Source organism: Burkholderia sp. 22313 (assembly GCF_052045245.1).
In the GTDB taxonomy this organism is placed as follows: domain Bacteria; phylum Pseudomonadota; class Gammaproteobacteria; order Burkholderiales; family Burkholderiaceae; genus Burkholderia.
Window position 1 is genome coordinate 311,820 of the sequence record NZ_JBQEON010000001.1, and the last position, 19,730, is coordinate 331,549.

A 19,730-nucleotide genomic window follows, 5' to 3' on the forward strand; every position below is an offset into this window, starting at 1 on the left:
ATCAGTTCCTTCCGACTATTTGTCGATAACAATCAACATACCGAGCGACGACCCTCTCGGTCGTGTACAAACGATGTGCGCGCTCGCGGGCGGCCTGCCCCATTCGCTCGCGAAGCGCCGGATCGTGGGCAATGTCGTGAATGACTCGCGCGAGCGCCGCCGCATCGTCCAGCTCGACCAGGTATCCCGTGACGCCGTCATCGACCAGTTCGCCCAGGCCGCCCACGCGAGTCGCCACGACCGGGACCCCGTAAAACATCGCCTCGAGCGCGGCAATGCCGAACGACTCGAACCGGCTCGGCAGACAGAACAACGTCGCCTCCCGATAAAACCGGGACTTGAATGAACCGGTGAGCCACCCGGCGAATTGGACGCGATCGGCCACGCCCCGGCTTCGAGCGTAGTCTCGCCATCGCCGTGTGTCGCCCTCGCCGGCGAGCACGAGATCGATCTCGCACCCCAGCAGGCTCAACTCCGCCAGCGCGTCAATCAGCATCGGAAGCCCTTTCTGCTCCGTCAGCCGCCCGGCAAACGCGATGTACGGACGAACGAGTACGGGCACTGCTGGAGCAGGTGCCGACGCGTTCTGCGCCTCGATTGCCATGTTCTCGATTACGCGTGCAACGCTCGAGCCGCCCCTGAACCGATCAAGCACGTGCGCGCTTGCCTGCGAGACGCCGACGGCAGCGTCGGCATTGCTGATGAACCAGCGGATCGCCCTACGCGTCAGCGGCCCGGCACGGTCGGCGAACCGATCGAAATTTCCCGAGTGAAGATGGAAAACGGTGCGGCGCCGACAGAGTTTCGCGATTCGATACAGGAGCAGCTTGCGGTAAAACGAGCCGCGCACCGAAACGTGAAAGTGCACGATGTCCGCCCACCAGACGGCACGGAGGAATCGTGCGATATCCTGCCACGCGAACATCGTCGCATCGCGCATTTTTCTAAAGCCGTGCGTTCCAAAGAACGCCAAGTCGACCGCCGCGGTCGCGAACGCTTCCTGCTGCGCGGCCAGTTCACTCAGAACCGACGCGACTCCGCCGCGCTGTCCGTAGCCGGGACCGACATGCAATACACGAATGCGGTGCAGGCCGTTAGACGCTTGCTTACCCCTTGCGGTATTTTTCATACCTCCACTGCCTCCCGATCCGCCTGCTGCATGTCACGGCGGATCATGATCGTGATCAATCCGAGAAACGGACTGATGACGGCCGACCCCAGCACATGCCCCGCCGTCGATGCCATGGCAAACAGCACGACAAAGAACAGCCGACCGAATCTGCGCGACATAGTCCGCGGCCCTCGGCGCAAGAATGCGCGCGAAAGCGCGACGAAATACACACTGAAGAGCGGCAATCCCAGCATCAGCACCAAATCCGGAATATCGATCTCGACCATGTAGCGCACAACTGGATATCCGCCGGTCAGCAATACGAAGAAATTTCCTTGCTCCAGATCGTCCCAGACGTTCGCGAATTTGAGATTGCGCCCGGAAAGCAGCAGCGTGAGAAATTTGTCACCGCCGATGCGTCCACCCTGATGGGCGAAGTAGCGCTGACTGAGCTCCACCGCATCGCTGACCGCAGGAATGAACAGATACGCAAGGATCGCAGACGCACCGAGCACCGCGATAGCGATGCCGACATAGCGGGTTGCCTTGATGACGTCGAATCGGGCGTAACAGTAGGCGCAGGTCATTCCCAGTGCGCCGATCATCGCGCCTTTCGTCCCGGACAACATTGCCGCGACCAGCATGCATGTCGTCAGCGCCACGCTGCGCGTGCTCCAGCCGCGTGTCAGCGCATGCAGATAGCCGAATCCGAGCGCAACAACGATCAGTGCCGCGGCTTCGTTCTGCGCATAGACGATTCCCTTGTATCCCGATCGAATGTGCGTCTCCGCCTGGTAGCTGCGGAACATCTCGATCGACATCGCCGCGCCCATCACGATCGATGCGCCATAGATCAACAGCACGACAAACACCACCGATTCGATCTGCGCCAGGCGTCGATCGCTGAGCAGCGCCATGGCCGCCGGATACACGAAAAACGAAAACACCTTCAGCACGAACACGCTCTGCTCGATTACCTCGCGGTCGGTCAGCGTGCCGAGCACATAGGCGCCGAGTGTCACGCAGACCGCCAGCATCGCCACTATCGTCACGCGAATGCCCGACATCCTGACGCGAAACCCCGACAGCGTGACCGCCAGAAGGCCAGCGACCATCGCGCCACGGACAAGCAACGAGATGCGCGCGTCGTTTCCGTGCGCTGCCGCACTTTTCGTCATGTAGAGCGACAGGAAATCTGCAATCGGCGACAGGATGAGGCCAATCCCGAGGATGGCCCATACCAGCGTCGCGGCGATTCGCGTGGCCGGATCGGTCACGTGTCGCGGCGAGCGGGTGCCGTACGAGAAGCGAAGGCTGTCATCCATGGCGAGCGAAGAGTTTGCCGCGCGACGCGGTGATGGCCAGCGTCGCCACGATCAGCCAGCGAAACGCGGCACGCACCACACGCAGCGGTTTGAACGACAGTTCGAGCAGGCCGTGACGCCGTGACGACAACGCGGCGCGCCCCGCTTCGATGGCGCTCGGCATCGTCTCGAAGGCCTCCCATACGGCATACGGGCGCAACTCGGCGATGCGCAAGCCGCCCTGATCCCGATGCCACGGCCAGTCGTCCAGCAGGGCTTCGACCGGACCGCGCGCATGTTCGAGCGCCTTGCGCGCGCCGTCCACACCGATCCAGTAACCCACCGCTCCGCTCGTCCATTGCTTGAACGGCACGCCGATCTGAAGCCCGCCGATTCGCCGGGCCCGCTTCAGGGGCTCGTACAGATAGGCCCAGGCCGCGCGGTCGCGGGACAGCTTCGAGCGGCCAAGCAGCACGAGATCGGCATGGTCGACGAGCAACTCGCCGGGAATCGCCAGGAAGCGTTCGAACAGCGCGTCGTCGAACAGCGCGTCATCCTCTAGGACGATCGCCGCGCGCCCCGACCGGACGATTTTTTCCCACACGTGCACATGACTCATGAAGCAGCCGATTTCGCCGCGGCTAAGCGGCCGTCCGTAGCGTGCGATGACCTTCGCGGTATCCGTCATGGCCGAACATGCGGCTGCGTCGAGCCCCCGTGCGTCAAACGCGTCCTCGAAGTCGAAATCGACACCGTGACGGCTCAGGGTCTGCCGGATGGCCGTGCGTCTCGGCGAATCCACCAGCGATATCACATGAATATCAAACGTCATGGCGCGCCCTCATGTTTTCGCCAGCTGCGCAAAGTGTGCGCGCAGCGCTGCCGACCGGACGATCCAGAATGCGAAGACTGCAAGCAACGCGATCTCGGCAATCAGGTACGCGGCAGCCGCGCCGACGGCGCCCAATCGCGGAACCAGCAGCAGCGCAAGCAGTACGTTGAGCAATCCCGCCGCGAGCATCACACGGGCGCGTCGCCGCGTGCCTCCGAACGGCACCAGCACCTGAAGACCGAGGAAATAGGCGAGATTGCCGAACAATGTCGACAGGCAAAGCACATTCACGACCGACGACGCGCCGGCGAACTTCTCACCCAGCACGAGCCGGGTCAGCATGTCCGACGTCGACAGGCAGATCGCGATGCCGATACCCGTCACGAACACGATCGCGATGCCGCCGGATACCGTGAGGCGCGCTGCCGCTCGCGCGCCTTCCGGCTGCCGGTCCGAGAACAGCGCGGAAATGCGCGAGTAGAGCACCGTGTTGATCTGGGCGGGCACCATGTTGCCCGCGGTCTTCAGCTTGTCCGCGGCGGCGTACAACCCCACCTGATACGGCCCGGCGATGGCGCCGACGATCACCGCATTGGCAGCGCTGAACAAGCTGACCGACGCGGTCGAGACGAACATGTCGGCACCCGCGATCAACTGCGCACGAATCGCCCGCCAGGAAAGACGCCCGTAGCCCAGCAATCCCAGGCGACGGGCCATCAGCATCGACCCGCTTGCCGCGAGCACCGACGTCAGCGACTGGATCGCGATCGCCTTGTCGACGTCCGCTGGCGAGCGGACCAGCCAGAATGTCAGCGGTAGCGCGACGAACCGGCTTGCCAGCGCGACCACGGTAAATGACGAGAACCGCTCGAGGCCCTGCAACAGCCAGTTGAGCGTCCAGACGTTCGCGATCACACCGAGCCAGCCGATCCAGATCGCCGTGGACATGGCGGCAAGCGTGCGGTCGGCCATCAGCACGACGGCCAGAATCGCGCAGGACGCCACGCACAGACACGCCTTCGCGCCGACGATCGACCAGACCAGTTCGCTCAACTGCCGCGAATCGCCGCGGTACTGCGCGACCGCTCGCGGGCCGCTCAGGTTGAACCCCCATTCGGTCAGTATCGTTCCATACACCGTCAAGGCCGTCACATAGCCGACCACGCCGAACTGCGCCGGGCCGAGCACGCGGGTCAGATACGGAAACGTGGCGAGCGGAACGACATACATGCCGATCTGCCACAGCAGCATCGCGGCAAGATTGCGGCCGAGCCCCGCCGAGCCCGGCCGCGAGCCGGGCGAAGTCATCGCACGAGTTGCGTTCGACATGCGTGCCGTCATCGGATCAGGCCGCCTGCCGTTCGCGTGCCAGCAACCCGCGCGTATCGATCACGATCTTCGTGTGCAGCTTCATCGGATCGATCCGCTTGAATTGCCGGTGATCGACGAGAATGACCACGATATCCGCACGCGCGAGCGCATCGGCGACTTCGCCGAGTACCACGTGCCCTTCCAGCGACGCGGGAAGCTGACGGATGTTCGGTTCGACGGCGATGACCTGCCCGATCTCGCGATTCGCCAGTTCCCGGACGATGCCGACGGCGGGGCTTTCGCGCAGGTCGTCGATGTCGGCCTTGAACGCGAGCCCGAAGCACGCGATCACCGGCTCGCGAAAGCGTTTCGCGACATGCTCGATGCGGTCCAGTACGTAGTTCGGCTTGTCGTCGTTGACGGTACGCGCGGTGCGGATCAGGCGCGCATGCTCGGGCGCGGAGTCGACGATGAACCACGGATCCACGGCGATGCAGTGTCCGCCCACGCCGGGTCCCGGCTGCAGGATGTCGACGCGCGGATGCCGGTTCGACAGCCGGATCAGTTCCCACACGTTGATATCGAGCGACTCGCAGATGACCGACAGTTCATTGGCGAACGCGATATTGACGTCGCGGAACGAATTCTCGGTCAGCTTGCACATCTCGGCGGTGCGCGCGTCGGTCAACACGCACTCGCCGCGCACGAAGACCCGATACAGTTCGGCGGCCAACTCGCTGCACCGGCGGGTCATGCCGCCGATCACCCGATCGTTTTCCACCAGTTCGCGGATCACGTGCCCCGGCAGGACGCGCTCCGGGCAGTGGGCAATCCGGATATCCGACTGCTCGCCAGCCTGCTGCGGGAACGTGAGATCGGGCCGCATCTCAGCCAGCCAGGCGGCGATCTTCTCCGTCGTGCCGACCGGGGACGTCGATTCCAGCACGATGAGATCGCCCTTCTTCAGAACCGGTCCGATCGCGCGGCTCGCCGCTTCGACATAGGTCAGATCCGGCTTGTGTCCGGCAGCGAACGGCGTCGGTACCGCGATCAGGAAGGCATCGGCCGGCTCGATCGTGTCGGTCGCCCGCAGGTGTCCTTGCGTCACCGCCGCGCGCACGAGCATGTCGAGTTCCGGCTCGACGATATGCACCTCGCCGCGATTGATCGTGTCGACCGTCGCACGGTTGACGTCGACGCCGACCACCGATTTACGTCGCGCCGCGAATGCCGCGGCAGTCGGCAAGCCGATGTAGCCGAGGCCGATTACGGAAATGACATCGAAAGACATGAGTTGATCTCGTTGTATTGTGATTAGGCTTCACGCAAGCCGGCCAGCCAGGGCTGCCGCCGTGCGGAAATCGGACGGGGCGGTCGTCAGCAGGTCGACGATGCGCTCGCTTGCGTGGCCGTCGCCATACGGGTTGTGCGCCCGGCTCATCGCGCGGTACACGTCCGGGCACTCCCACAGCTGCGTGACCTCGCTGACCAGCCGGTGTGCGTCGGTGCCGACCAGACGGACCGTGCCGGCCGCGACGGCTTCCGGACGCTCCGTCGTGTCGCGCATCACGAGGACCGGCTTGCCGAGCGACGGCGCTTCCTCCTGGATGCCGCCCGAATCGGTCAGGATCAGCCACGCGCGACTCATCAGATAGACGAACGGCAGATACTCCTGAGGCTCAATCAGGATGACGTTTTCAATGTCGCCGAGCATGCGCGTCACCGGCTCGCGGACGTTCGGATTCAGATGCATCGGATAGACGATCCGGCACTCGGGAAAGCGCGTCGCGATCGTCGCCAGGGCCTCGCAGATCTGTTCGAAGCCCGAACCGAAATTCTCGCGCCGGTGCCCCGTGACGAGAATCATGCGGCACTCGTTGTTCAGGAACGGAAAGGCGGCACGCATCCGCGAGCCCAGTTCGGGCTCGCACGCCAACCGTTCGGTCACCGTCAGCAACGCGTCGATGACCGTGTTGCCCGTCACGTGAATCCGGTCGGCAAACACGCCTTCGGCCAGCAGGTTCGCCTTCGACGTCTCGGTCGGCGCGAAATGATGCAGCGCGAGCGCGCCGGTCATTTTCCGGTTGGCCTCCTCCGGCCATGGCGCGTACAGGTTCCCCGTCCGCAGGCCGGCTTCCACGTGTCCGACCGGAATGCGGCGGTAGTAGGCCGCGAGCGAAGCACCCAGCGTCGTCGTGGTGTCGCCATGCACCAGCACGAGATCCGGCCGGAACGACTCGAGCACCGGATCGAGCGTCGTCAGGATCTGCCCGGTCAGATTGCCGAGCGTCTGCCCGTTGCGCATCAGGTCGAGATCGAAATCGGGCACGATGCCGAACAGGTCGAGCACCTGATCAAGCATCTGCCGATGTTGCGCGGTCACGCATACCGCGCATCGCACGCCGGCGCGGGACTTCAGGCGGCGCACGACGGGCGCCATCTTGATGGCTTCCGGGCGCGTGCCGAAAGTGACGAGAATGTTTTCATGACGGACAGTCATCGGCTTCTCCCTGAACGGCTCACATGCGCTCGACACGCGCTTCCACCTCGGCGCCTTCGTACGCATACGCGCCGTAGTTCCCGTACTGCGCGGATCGCAGCCCCGGCCGGAAGCCGTTGAACACGACGCCCGTTACCGCGGCGCCCACGCGCTCGATCCGCTTCACCGACTCGAGAATCTCGCCCTGGCTCGTCATGCCGGAACGTGCGGCAAGCAGGATCGTGCCCGCGTGCAGCGCAAACACCGTCGCATCGGTGACCGGTAGCAGCGGCGGCGCATCGAGCAGGACGATGTCATAGCGATGCGAAACGTCCGCGAGCACCATGGCGAGGTCGCTGGACGCGAAAAGCTCGACCGGTTGTCCCACGCGCGGGCCGGTGGGCAGGAAATCGACGTGCGGGGTCACGCCGCGCACGATCGCCTGATCGACCGTGGCTTCGCCGCGCAGGACGCTCGACAAGCCGGGCGCCGACTGAATCCCGAAGTCCTTGGCGAGACGCCCACGCCGCAGGTCGCCGTCGATCAGCAGCACACGCTTGTTCGACTGCCCGAGAAGCGCCGCGACGTTGGCCGAGATGAACGATTTTCCGATGCCGGCAGCCGGCCCGGTGATCAGCACCACGTTGTTCTTCGGCCGCTCGAGCAGGTGAAACTGCAACGCCGTGCACAGGCTTCGCAGTGCCTCCACAGCCGGCTCGTGCGGCCGGGCCAATGCCAGGATCGTCGCGTCCTGGCTCGCGCCCGCACCGATCCGCGTCAGTTGACGCTGAACCGGGCTCAGCGGAATGGTCGCGATGACGTTCAGATCGGCGTCGCGCTCGATCTCCGACGGATCGGTCACCCCGCCGAACAGCACCGCGCGCGCGATCGCGACGCACGCCCCGACCACCAGGCCGATCACGGCAGCCAGCACGACGACGAGCACCGGCTTCGGCCAGACCGGCTGATCCGGCACGATCGCGTGGTCGATGACGCGCACATTGCCGATCTTGCTGGCTGTCGCGAGCCGCAACTGCTGGATGCTGTTCAGGAGCCCGACGTAGATTTCCGTCTGGACGGTCACGTCGCGTCGCAGCCGGACGATGTTCTGTTGTGCGTCGGGCAGGCGCTGGATCGCGTCGTTGAACGTGCCGACGTTGGCCTTGGCCGCGGCAATCTGCTGGTCGAGCGACGCGAGTTGCGGGTGCTCGGGCGTGTACATCGACGCCAGCGCCTTGCGCTTCTGCTCCAGTTCGAACAACGACGTCTGCGCGCTGACCGACTGATTCAGCATGGCCTTCGCCTGCTCGGTCAGGTCGATCACTTCATGCTTGGTCTGATAGGCGTTCAGGCGATCCTCGACCGCGCGCAACTGCTTCTCGACGTCGGGAACCTGCTCATTCAGGAATCGCAGCGACTTCTCGGCGGTCGCGGCTTTCCGATCGGCATTCTGGCGGACGTAGTTGTCGGCGATTTCGTTCAGTACGCCGGCCCCCAGGACCGGGTCGTCGCTCTCATACGTGACACCGATGACACCGGACTGATCCTTGCCCTTTTCGGTGATCGTCAGCGCCTTCTGGAGCTTCGTCAGCATTTTCTGTTTCGAGAATGCCTTGAGGACGAATCGGGCGCCCGGGCGTCCTTCGATCGCCGCCACCGTCAGCGTCACATCGCCGGCCGGCGTGCCGACCTGCAGCGGCACCCCGACGCGGCCGACTGCATCGGCGTCCAGGTCGCCCCCCGAAAGACGATAGCGGCCGTCGCCGAGGAACGTCACGAAGAACCGGTCTTCGAGGAAATCTCGCGGCACCTCGAACGTCGGAACCGAAATGCGTTCGCCGCCCCATACGTACCCGCCCATCCCCAGCAGCCCCGGCGTCGAGAGCTTCTTGTTGAAGCGCGCGATCACCGCGCCGACGACCGGGAAATAGTCCGGCCTCGCTTCAATGGCCAGGTGCTGACCGACCACGACCGGCTCGGTGACGAGTCTCGATCGCAGGATTTCCATTTCACCGTCATCCGTCGACTTGACGTCGAACAGCGAGCTGAGACCGCCGACGAGACTACCCGCCGCGCCGCCCATCATGTCGGCACCGTTGCTCTCGACCTGCACGACGATGTCGACGCTGTACACCGGTTTCGCGACGAGCGCGTAGAGCCCGCCGAACAGGACGAACGCGCACGTCACGAGGCCGATGACCCTGACGTTCTTGATCATCATGTCGGCGATGCCTCGAAGGTCGACTTCGTCCGAGTCTCGCGAGAAATGGGGTGTTACTTTCATAGAGTTCATGGTGACTGCCGATATCCTTGGGCTAGCGAGCCGGGCGGCTCAACGGGCGCGCTCGATCAGGTTGCCGATGCGCTCGACCCAGTCGTTGACGCCGTGCTCGATCAACGTCAGCGCATAGTCGTAACTGCGCTGCGAACGGCGGTACGGGTCCGCCACATCGGATGGAAAGGCTTCGGCGATGCGATAGATGCGCCCTCGCGAAGCTGGGTGGAAACGCTCGATCGCCTTGCGTTGCTCGAGCTCCATCACGAGAATCAGGTCCGCCGCGCTACACATGCGCTCGTCGAGGCGTCTCGCGCGATGTCCGGACATGTCGATGTTCCGCGCCTTCAGCAGCGCCGCGGCAACGGCGTCGATCGCCATGCCGTTGCGGGCCGACAGGCCGGCCGATGAGACCGACACGTCGGGAAGCAAGCGCTGGAACAGCCCCTGCGCCATCGGGCTGCGACACACGTTGCCGTGGCAGACGACGAGCAGATGCCTGATCATTTGGAGACGATCGCCGCGGTCATGCCTGCATTGATCGCGGGCAACAACAAGCTCAGGACCCGGCTGAACCGGACGAGCCCGTTCCCGTCGACATAGACGACATCTTTCGGTCGCAACTCGAACTGGTTCGCCAGCACCATCGATACCGGCGATCGCGCATCCAGGTGATAGACCTGCGGCGCCACGCCCTGCGCGCCGCGGATCACGTAGAGCTGCGCGGCGTCGGCGCTCGCGCTGTTGAGACTGCCGGCTTGCGACAGTGCGTCGCTCAGGGTCAGCTTGCCGGTTCGCAGCGGCAATGCCGTCACCGGCTTGGTAACCTCGCCCATCACGTAGACGCCGTTGTCCTCGCGCGGCACGACCCGAAGCGAATCGCCGTCGCGCAGCAGAATCGACGCGGGATTCACGTTGCGTGCCAGCATGCCCGGAAGGTCGAGCGGGTACGACACGCCATCGCGCACGAGGACCAGATGGCTCTGATCCGCCGTGGGTGCGAATCCGCCCGCCCGATTGACCGCCTCGAACAATGTCATCGGAATATCGTTGACCGGCACATTGCCCGGCGTACGAACCTCGCCGTCGACGTAGACTTGCTTCGCCCTGAACGACGCGACCCGGACCATGATCTTCGGCGTGACAAAGTAGCGTGCCATCGCACGGGTGATCACCTTGCGTGCGTCGTCGACCGTCAGTCCGGCCACCTGCACGTTCCCCGCATACGGCACCTGCACGTTGCCGACGTTATCGACGACGAACCCTTGAGGTGGATCGAACGGGCGTCCGTTGGTCTGTTGCGGCGCGCCCTGAGCCTGCGTCAGTTCCGGATGATCCCAGACGGTGATCTGGAGGACATCGCCGGCCCCCAGCGTATAGGGTTGCGCCTTTCCGACAAGCGCGTTGAAACGCGTGCTGTCGTCGGTGCTCGCAGCCGCGCCGAGTTGGCGAATCAGGGTCGCGTTGATCTCTTCGATCGGAATCTGCATCGACTCCGCAGGCGCCTTCCCGTCTCCGCCGGCTACCGCGAGCGTCGCGGGTCCGGTCATGCGCATCCCCGGCGCGAACGAACATCCTGACAAGGCCAGACAGGCGCCGGCGATGAGCGTGGTTGTCCAGCGACCGCGCAGGCCAGGCGAGCCGGAATGGACAGCTTGTTTCACTCGATTGTTCATGATTTCGATTTCATCGACATTCTTGTACACACCCGCCGCCCCTCGTCGCTCCAGCGGCCCCTCCCGGCACGAACGCTCGCGCCGCCGCGCCATCAATACGCATTGCTCCCCGCGAACCCTTTCAGAATCGTGGCCCCCACGATCCGCATATCGAGCCCGAACGACCAGTTCTGCAGGTAATAGAGATCGTGCTCGACCCGCCCCTGCATCTTTTCGATGCGATCGGTTTCACCGCGATATCCGTTGACCTGCGCCCAGCCCGTGATGCCCGGCTTGATCCGGTAGCGCTGGATGTAGCGATCGACGACCTTGCGATACAACTCGTCGTGTTCCAGCGCGTGCGGGCGCGGCCCGACGACCGACATGTCGCCCTGCAGCACGTTGATGAACTGCGGCAGTTCGTCGAGGCTCGTGCGCCGCAGGAACCGCCCCAGCGGCGTGACGCGCGCATCGTGGCGGGTCGCCTGCCGGACGATGCCCGGCTGCTCCGCGTGCAGCCGCATCGTGCGAAATTTGTAGATGTTGAACACGCGGCCGTCCGCCCCCTTGCGGCGCTGCCTGAAAAACACGGGCCCGCGCGACGTCGCCTTGACGCCCATTGCGATGACCAGCATGGCCGGCATCAGCGCCACGAGCGCGCATGCCGCAAAACATCGATCGAAAATCTCCTTGCTCAGCAGCGCGTGCGGCGGCAGCGGCGACGCAGCGAGATTGATGGTCGGCACGCCAAGCACGTCGGTGAGTGAACTGTCGAACAGCGACAACGCACTGACGTCCGGCATGAAGCGGATGTTCACGAGCTCGTCGCGGAATTCGGAGACGAAGCGCAGGATCGTGCGTTCCTCCGACAACGGCAGCGCGAGCCAGAGTTCGCGCATGCCTTGCTGGCGCACATAGGCAATGAATGCGGCATCGCTCTCGAAAGTCGCGATGCCCGGCACCGGCCCGCACGTCGCGCGATCGACGTCGAATACCGCTGCCGCACGAAACCCGCTCGCGGGCGACCGCGCGATCGTGCCCAGCACGCGACGGCAGTATTCGCCGCGCCCCACGACCGCAACCGATCGCAGGTTCATCCCCGCATGCCGCAACCGGCGCAACATCGCGTGGACGCCGAACCTCACCACGACGAGTGCCGTCCCCGTCATGCCGGTCCAGTACGCAAACCACAACCGCGACACGGCGTCCGACCGGTGAAGCGTGAACGTCACCACCAGCGCGCCACCCTGCGCGATCAGCCAGCCCAGCGCCAGTCGTCCGGCAAGCCCGTACAGCGAACGCCCGCGCCACGACTCGTACACGCCGAGCATCGGAAACAGCATCAACGAAAACGCACACGAGAACGCCACGACCGACGCGTCGAGCCGGACATTCACGACCGCGTCGAACCGGAAATGCGCGGCCAGCACGGCACCGAACACGATCAGCATCAAATCGACCGAACGCGCGGCGGCCCCTTGGACACTCGCCGCAGCCGGCCGGTACTCCACATGTGGCGTCTTGCTCATCTTTCCCCCGCATACGCAACGTGATCGGCGACGCCGGCATCCCGGCGCGCACGCCATTCGACGCACGGTGCCGCCACCGCGCGCCACGGCATGCCGGGCGCCGCTCGATAGCCGATCGTCATATAAGGATTCCTATTTATCCAATTCCGTGAAACGAATCACGACGATTTCACGTTATTGATCCGGACTGGCGCACACGGCATGACGCACGCATTGGGGCGTGCGGATACGCCGCCTCGTCCGCGCGGAAAGGCGACCTATGCCGTGATGCGATCGACGGTTAAATCAGGGATGCGGGCTCCGGCGTTGCAGCATGTGCGGGACTGCCCGCCTGCTGCTTGCAGGGCGAATGAATGGCATCGACGGCATTTCCCCGGCGCCGATACCGAAAGTCGGAATTGAATACATGATTGGTCTGATGTTATTGATGTTAAATGCTGCGACACACTAGAAAGCAGGAAGAAAGTAAGCAGAAAGCATGCCAGCCGGATAATCACGATGCACGTCCGTTCCATATCCGACGAAAATCCTCGTGAAATCCGTGGATTACGCGGCATCCGTCAGGAATCGGATTCCGGCGTGGCCGGCGCGCATGGCGCGTGGCGAGGTCGCTGTTACGTTACGCGCCGCGTAACATGTGGCGTAACGCACGAGGTTTCGGTCACCGACGCGTCATCGCATTTCGGCCGAATCGCGGCGCCGCTCCAATATCGGCCACTCTTCTTCAATCGTGCGTTCGCCGGGTCGAGCGATCGTGTGTCGCGCCGGTGGCTCGGCGCCGCGGCGCACGCCAGTGCGATTCCCGCCTTTGCGATGCGCTCGCGCTCGGCCGCGCGAAATTCGCTGGGCGACAGCTGAAGGTGTTGCCGGAACAGCTTTGCGAGGCGCTCGCCATTGCCGAGACCGGTACGCCGCGCCACCTTGTCGGCGGGCAGACTGGTGTGGACCAGCATGTGGCATGCACGCTCGAGACGAATGCTCAATACGAATTCCGTCGGCGTCACCCCGACGTCCTTCTTGAAGCGCCGCAGAAAGTTGCGCTCGCTCATCGCCACGGCTTGTGCCACCTGGACGATCGAGATGCGCCCGGCACTGCATGCACGCAGTTGCTGCATGGCCGCGCGAATCGGCTGGCTCGCGGCCAGTTCGCGCACGGACCACGCGGCCGACTGCACGAGCCGTTCGCCGGAATCGCGGCAAACGTGGCGTTCGATCTCCTCGGCCGCGGCGGTGCCGACTTCATGTCTGAACAATTCCAGCAAGACGGGGAGGATGTCCGGCCCTTGTGTCGTCCCGTGCGTCGGCCCGCTTGGGTCGAGCGCGGAAACGAGGCTCAACATCGACGCGGCGGGCTGCGGGTCACCGGCCCGCTTCGAGACGGTGACGGCGGGTATTTTCACGTCGTCCGCGATCCATCGCGCTTGCGCATGCACTTCCTGAAGCCGGCGCAGCAACGCGTCGGTCCACGCGAACAGCACATGGCCGCCGTGGAGATGAAAAAAAGCATGCACGCACCGCGCGTGCGCGTCGTCGAGCATGTCCGTCGTCACCTGGACACCGGACGAGGACGGCAGCAACCCTCCGCTGGCCGACACGAACGTCACCTGATATCCCGGGCCCACGGGCAGCAAGCGATTGGCGAGGTTGAACGCCTCGATCATGCACGCAGCCTGGGCCAGCGAGAAACCCGCACTCAAAAAGACGACAACCACCCGTTGTTCACCAGCATCCACTTGCCCAGCCCCCGATTCTTTCTGCCCGCTTCTCTTGAATGCGCTTTTTTATTTGACTGACGCGCTCTCTATGCTTTTAAAAGCGTCCGCATCATAGCTTTAAACCGGGATTTTCCGCAGAACTGGCCGATGCCGACAGGGTTGTGGCGGATTGATACAAGTCCGCCGATGCAATGCGCCTGAATCATTCAATAAAGAACCCATTACCGCCATCACGATAATCAGTTCCGGAAAACACGAAAAATCGGCCTCTCTTTATAGGATTAAAAACCAACCGCGCGCCCCGGCTTCGTATTTTTTATAGATTATTAAACACCTTTCACCGGCTCCGTCTATTCGCCCGGCATTGAAGAAAGTCCGTCGGAATGGGTAATTCGATCGATGCAAACGTTGTCGTAAGCCGAAGCGGGCGCTATCGGCACCGTTCAACGGCACGGCGGTCGGCCGCCGGCCTGCCCCGCTTCCTCGGCGAGCGCTGGCCGGCGGCTCTAGAATGGGCCACTTTCCCACTTCGGTTTCGCCTCCGTGCCCGCCGACCATCGTCTCGACCTGAACCTGTTCCGCGTGCTCGACGCCATCTACGTGCACGGCGGCATCGGCGCGGCCGCCCGCGCGCTGCACCTGACGCAGCCGGCCGTCACGCATGCGCTCAACCGGCTGCGCGCGCATTTCGACGATCCGCTGTTCGTGCGCCAGGGCAACCGCGTCGCGCCGACCGAACGCACGCGCGCGATCATCGCGGACGTGCAGCTTCACCTCGCCGGCCTGCAACGCACCGCCCGCGACCCGTCGGCGTTCGATCCGGCGACGCTCGACCTGAGCATCGCGGTCGGCATCCGCGACGTGCTCGAATCGATCGCGTTGCCGCAGATCGTCGCCGCGTTCGCGAACGAAGCGCCGGGCCTGCGTTTCGTGAGCCGCCGCGTTGCGGTGCATGACATCGAGCGCGAGCTCGCGTCGGGGAATCTCGATCTCGTCGTCGAGCGCCGGGTCCAGACGGGCCCGCGCATCGCGACCAAACACCTGCTCGACGATTCGCTCGTCGTCGCGATGCGTCACGATCATCCGCTGATGAGCGGCCCGCTGCGGCGCGGCGACTATTTCGCCGCGCGGCATCTCGCGGTGTCGTCGCACGGCGAACCGCAATCGCTCGACGTGCTGCTTGGCAACGACGGGCGCTTCCGTCACATCCAGCTCGTCTGCCAGCATTACTTCGCCGCCTGCCAGATCGCCGCGGCGGGCGACCTGCTGCTGACGCTGCCGCGCACGTATGCACTGCGGATGACGGCGCTGCTGCCGATCGCCGTGCAGCCGCTGCCGCTGCGGCTCAAGCCGTTTCCGCTGCTCGCTTACTGGCACGAATCGCGCGAGACGGACCGCGCGCACCAGTGGGTGCGCGAACGCGTTGCCACGCTCGTGCGCCAAAACGCCGAAGTCGTCGGAGTCGTCGAAGCCGTCGGCTGAGCCGCCCGCTCCTTTCGAGCCGCGTCGATGCACGCGGCGCCCGCGATTTCCGCCAAGACGGTATGCTGGCGGCTCGAACGCCGCGCCTCGACGCGGCGCCCGCCTTCCCGCCTACCGGAGACTTGCCATGCCGCTCATCCACGCTGCCGCCACCCTCGCCGCCGACGCGCCCGACTACGTCGTCCAGCTGCAGGCCGGCACGCATGCGCTGACCGGCGACGAAGCGCCACGCGAAGGCGGACAGGGCCTCGGGCCGGCGCCGTTCGAGCTCGTGCTGGCCGGCCTCGCGCAATGCACGGCCGCGACGCTGCGCATGGTCATGCAGCGCAAGACGTGGCCGGCCGTGCACATCGACGTGCGCACCGAGCTGCATGCCGATCGCGACGGTCAGCAATACGTGCGCCGCGTCGTGACGCTCGACGGCCCGCTCGACGACGCGCAGCGCCAGCGCCTCGCGGAAATCTGCGAGAAGACGCCGGTGACGCTGTTCATCAAGCGCGGCACGCGCATCGAAACGACGCTGAACTGACGCGCGGCATACGCCGCGTGGGGGCCGGGCGAGAGGCACACCGCACCGCACGGCGCCACACGCGATCGACGCACCAAGCAAAACGGGCGGGCCGCGCANGATGCGCGGCCCGCCCGTTTGCAGTGCTCGTCTAGTGCTTACAGTCCGAGCGCGGACAGATCCAGCTTGCCGTCCTTCACCGGCGGGCACCAGAAATACGCGCCCGTCAGCGGCCGCGTGAAGCGGAACAGGCCGTCGACGATGCCGTCGTCCGCGCCGCTCATCCGGCGCATCTGCACGTCGAACGCGCGGAACGAACAACCGAACGCGACGAAATAGAGCCCCGCACGGCGTGCGTCGGACCACGGCGACGAACGACGCAGCATGAACGCCTCCGGCTCGAAGCTTTCCTGCGCGGTGCGCTTCACGTGCGCGAACTCGGGCGCGTCGTCGAGCTCCTCGTTGTCCGAGCGACGGCGGCCGATGATGTGATCCATGTCGCCCGACGCGATGCGCTCCATCTGGTCGAAGTCGTGCAGCCATTGCTGGACCGCGACGAAGCTCGAGCCGTCGAGCCCCGCACCCTGCCCCGTCACGATCGCCGCGGCCAGCGCGTCGTCGCCGGTCGGGTTCTCGGTGCCGTCTTCGTAACCCGACAGATCGCGATCGTTCGAATAGCGGAAGCCGTCGACCACGTCCTGCAGCGCGAACGCCGGCGCGAGCGCACGCTCGATCGCCCGCGCGCGCAGCAGCAGTTCGCCGCGATCGTCGCCGCGCAGCCAGATCCAGACGTCGGCCGGCGTGATCGGCAACGTGCGGTCGTTCACCGCGAACGACGGGTATTCGGTCAGGCCCGGAACCGGGCGCCCGAGATGCGCGGCCAGCGCATGGCCGAAGCCTGCGACCGTGTCGCGACCGTCGACGAGCTCGCGCAATGCCGTCAGCGCCGCCGCGACATTGCCGTTGTCCGAAATCGTGAAAGTGAGGTATCGGGCCGCCGTGTCGATCGGAGCCAGGATGCCTTGCTGAACGTCGCTCATCGTTTCCTCAGGAATGTATCGGGGTGAATCCGCGCGACCGCAGGCCCGCGCGCAACGCCAAAGTGTAATCGATGCGGCCCGCCGCCCCGTGCGGCGCCCCACCGCGGACCGCGAACGAAACAGGGCCGGAACCCCGGATACTAACCGTATCGACGCTGCAACGCCGCATTCGTCAGACGTTGCGGCGGGTCCGGCACTGCTGATAAAATCCCTTCACGTCTTTTCGGCGTCCTTTCAACGTTCACTTCAGGGGAGGTGCAGATGTTCCGAATGCCAGCAGCCTTCCCGAACGTGGTCCCACGACGCGGCTGATCCCGCCCGTCGTCCGCGCCGGCGCCCGAGTGCTCCACTAGCCCGTCAGCCCGCGCATTTTCCCGACAGCCCGTCTCGCCTCGCCCGTTTCGTTCGTTGTGTTCGTGCGGCCCGGCTGTTGCGTTTTCGACGTTCTCTGAACCGGAAAGTCCCGTCGCGCGATGCGCCGGGCAACGATACATGACCAGAAAAACCACCCATCTGGGCGGCCAGGCATTCCAGGCCGTCTTCGGCTTCACGTTCCGCTACTGGCGCAAGCAGCCGGTGCGCATCGCGGCGATTGCGGCGCTGGCGCTGCTCGGCGCGCTCGCCGACGTGCTGACGCCGCTGTTCGCCGGGCGCCTCGTCGATGCGCTGTCGACCGGCCTGACCGACCGCGCCGCCGCGTGGCACGCCGCCGTCACCGCATTCGGCACGCTGGCCGCGCTCGGCATCGGCGCGACGCTGCTGCGGCAAGGCGTCTACCTGAACATCATCACCCTCACGCTGAAGATGATGAGCGAAATCGCCGCCGCGTCGTTCCATCGCGTGCAGCGCTTCTCGACCGACTGGCACGCGAACAGCTTCGCGGGATCGACCGTGCGCAAGATCACGCGCGGGATCTGGGCGCTCGACCTGCTGAACGACACCGTGCTGATCGCGCTGCTGCCGTCGGTCACGATGCTCGTCGGCGCAACCGTGCTGCTCGGCACGCACTGGCCGGTGATGGGGCTCGTCGTCGGCGCGGGTTCGCTGCTGTACATCTCGGTGACGGTCGCGGTCTCGCTCGGCATCGTCGCGCCGGCCGCGCGGCTCGGCAACCTGTGGGACACGCGCATGGGCGGCGCCCTCGCCGACGCCGTGAGCTGCAACGCCGTCGTCAAGGCGTTCGGCGCGGAAACGCGCGAGGAGGCGCGCCTCGCGCGCGTGATCGACAAGTGGCGTCGGCGCACGCGCCGCACGTGGGTGCGCGGCACCTTCAACGGCGGCTTGCAGGGCGCGATGCTCGTCGCGATGCAGGCGGCGATGATCGGCGTCGCGCTGCGGCTGTGGGCGAACGACGAAGCGAGCGTCGGCGACATCGCGTTCTCGCTGACGATGTTCTTCATGCTGCAGGGCTACCTGCGCGACGTCGGCATGCACATCCGCAACCTGCAGCGCTCGGTGAACGACATGGAAGAACTCGTCGCGCTCGAGCGCCAGCCGCTCGGCATCGACGATCGCCCCGGCGCGCCGGCGATCCGGATCGGGCAAGGCGAGATCCGCTTCGAGCACGTGACGTTCCGCTACGGCAATCATCCGGTGCCGCTGTACGACGACTTCTCGATGCGCATCGCGCCGGGCGAGCGCGTGGGCCTCGTCGGTCATTCCGGGTCGGGAAAGACGACGTTCATCAAGCTGATCCAGCGGCTGTACGACGTGTCGGGCGGCCGCATCGCGATCGACGGCCAGGACATCGCACAGGTGCGGCAGGATTCGCTGCGCAGCCAGATCGCGATCGTCCAGCAGGAGCCGGTGCTGTTCCACCGCACGCTGGCGGAGAACATCGCGTATGCGCGTCCCGATGCGAGCCGCGCCGACATCGAGCGCGCCGCGCGTCTGGCCAGCGCGCACGACTTCATCGTCGCGCTGCCGGACGGCTATGACACGCTCGTCGGCGAGCGCGGGATCAAGCTGTCGGGCGGCGAACGCCAGCGCGTCGCGATCGCGCGCGCGTTCCTCGCGGATGCGCCGATCCTGATCCTCGACGAAGCAACGTCGAGCCTCGACAGCGAAAGCGAGGTGCTGATCCAGCAGGCGATGGAGCGGCTGATGGTCGGTCGTACGACGCTCGTGGTCGCGCACCGGCTGTCGACGGTGCGTTCGCTCGACCGCCTGCTGGTGCTCGATCGCGGCAAGGTGATCGAGGAAGGCAACCACGACGCGCTGATTCGCGTCGACGGCGGCATTTATCGGCGGTTGTTCGAACGGCAGGCGCTGGAACTGGCGAAGGGTTTGATCGATGCGCCGCGGCGCATGGTCGGCGATGATGCCGGACCGCTGGGGGAGCCGGCGGAGGTTTGATGCAGGCAGGTCGCGATGTGACCCGATGGTGAGTGGGTTGCCGTCGGGTCACGTTCGCGCTCGAGTTTGAAGCGACGCCGTGCCGGTGCACGACCGGGTTTGGTTACCGCGGCGTCCGTGGCTGCCACCGCGCC

The 19,730-nt window shown here is 65.2% G+C and carries 15 protein-coding genes; 3 read left to right on the forward strand and 12 right to left on the reverse strand.

Annotation, left to right across the window (positions count from 1 at the left end; all coding sequences use genetic code 11):
- Position 1: 1 nt before the first annotated feature.
- From ACTJKF_RS01320 to ACTJKF_RS01370, 11 genes are all read right to left on the reverse strand, one after another.
- Positions 2-1,129, reverse strand: coding sequence for a glycosyltransferase family 4 protein (locus ACTJKF_RS01320; protein ID WP_440621736.1), 1,128 nt, complete (start codon positions 1,127-1,129; stop codon positions 2-4).
- Positions 1,126-2,436, reverse strand: coding sequence for a hypothetical protein (locus ACTJKF_RS01325; RefSeq protein WP_440621737.1), 1,311 nt, complete (start codon positions 2,434-2,436; stop codon positions 1,126-1,128). The genes ACTJKF_RS01320 and ACTJKF_RS01325 overlap by 4 nt, the downstream gene beginning before the upstream one ends.
- Positions 2,429-3,247 (reverse strand): glycosyltransferase family 25 protein, encoded by an 819-nt coding sequence (locus ACTJKF_RS01330; protein WP_440621738.1) that lies wholly within the window; start codon positions 3,245-3,247, stop codon positions 2,429-2,431. The genes ACTJKF_RS01325 and ACTJKF_RS01330 overlap by 8 nt, the downstream gene beginning before the upstream one ends.
- A gap of 9 nt (positions 3,248-3,256) precedes the next feature.
- A complete protein-coding gene (locus tag ACTJKF_RS01335; protein WP_440621739.1) occupies positions 3,257-4,588 on the reverse strand; it encodes an oligosaccharide flippase family protein in 1,332 nt (443 codons plus the stop codon).
- Between the two features lie 4 nt (positions 4,589-4,592).
- Positions 4,593-5,849, reverse strand: a complete 1,257-nt coding sequence (gene wecC, locus ACTJKF_RS01340) for a UDP-N-acetyl-D-mannosamine dehydrogenase (protein WP_440621740.1) — start codon at positions 5,847-5,849, stop codon at positions 4,593-4,595.
- 30 nt (positions 5,850-5,879) lie between these two features.
- The gene (wecB, locus tag ACTJKF_RS01345; RefSeq protein ID WP_440621741.1) at positions 5,880-7,058 is read right to left on the reverse strand and encodes a non-hydrolyzing UDP-N-acetylglucosamine 2-epimerase; all 1,179 of its coding nucleotides are present in this window, start codon (positions 7,056-7,058) and stop codon (positions 5,880-5,882) included.
- Between the two features lie 19 nt (positions 7,059-7,077).
- Complete coding sequence (locus ACTJKF_RS01350) at positions 7,078-9,330, reverse strand: polysaccharide biosynthesis tyrosine autokinase (RefSeq protein ID WP_440621742.1); 2,253 nt, start codon at positions 9,328-9,330, stop codon at positions 7,078-7,080.
- Between the two features lie 39 nt (positions 9,331-9,369).
- Positions 9,370-9,819, reverse strand: coding sequence for a low molecular weight protein-tyrosine-phosphatase (locus tag ACTJKF_RS01355; protein ID WP_440621743.1), 450 nt, complete (start codon positions 9,817-9,819; stop codon positions 9,370-9,372).
- Positions 9,816-10,862 (reverse strand): polysaccharide biosynthesis/export family protein, encoded by a 1,047-nt coding sequence (locus ACTJKF_RS01360; RefSeq protein WP_440621829.1) that lies wholly within the window; start codon positions 10,860-10,862, stop codon positions 9,816-9,818. The genes ACTJKF_RS01355 and ACTJKF_RS01360 overlap by 4 nt, the downstream gene beginning before the upstream one ends.
- A gap of 218 nt (positions 10,863-11,080) precedes the next feature.
- Complete coding sequence (locus tag ACTJKF_RS01365; RefSeq protein WP_440621744.1) at positions 11,081-12,496, reverse strand: undecaprenyl-phosphate glucose phosphotransferase; 1,416 nt, start codon at positions 12,494-12,496, stop codon at positions 11,081-11,083.
- A 614-nt stretch (positions 12,497-13,110) separates the two neighbouring features.
- Positions 13,111-14,229, reverse strand: a complete 1,119-nt coding sequence (locus tag ACTJKF_RS01370) for a helix-turn-helix domain-containing protein (RefSeq protein ID WP_440621745.1) — start codon at positions 14,227-14,229, stop codon at positions 13,111-13,113.
- A 525-nt stretch (positions 14,230-14,754) separates the two neighbouring features.
- On the opposite strand from ACTJKF_RS01370, the gene ACTJKF_RS01375 reads away from it, so the two are divergent.
- Both ACTJKF_RS01375 and ACTJKF_RS01380 read left to right on the forward strand, forming a co-directional pair.
- Entirely contained in the window at positions 14,755-15,693 is a 939-nt protein-coding gene (locus ACTJKF_RS01375; RefSeq protein WP_440621746.1) for a LysR family transcriptional regulator, read from the forward strand.
- 127 nt (positions 15,694-15,820) lie between these two features.
- A complete protein-coding gene (locus ACTJKF_RS01380) occupies positions 15,821-16,222 on the forward strand; it encodes an OsmC family protein (protein WP_440621747.1) in 402 nt (133 codons plus the stop codon).
- A gap of 137 nt (positions 16,223-16,359) precedes the next feature.
- On the opposite strand, the gene ACTJKF_RS01385 is transcribed toward ACTJKF_RS01380, so the two are convergent.
- Positions 16,360-17,241, reverse strand: a complete 882-nt coding sequence (locus tag ACTJKF_RS01385; RefSeq protein WP_440621748.1) for a Dyp-type peroxidase — start codon at positions 17,239-17,241, stop codon at positions 16,360-16,362.
- A gap of 492 nt (positions 17,242-17,733) precedes the next feature.
- Here ACTJKF_RS01385 and ACTJKF_RS01390 point away from each other — a divergent pair, with 492 nt between their 5' ends.
- Positions 17,734-19,596, forward strand: a complete 1,863-nt coding sequence (locus ACTJKF_RS01390; RefSeq protein WP_440621749.1) for an ABC transporter ATP-binding protein — start codon at positions 17,734-17,736, stop codon at positions 19,594-19,596.
- The last annotated feature ends 134 nt before the right edge of the window (positions 19,597-19,730 follow it).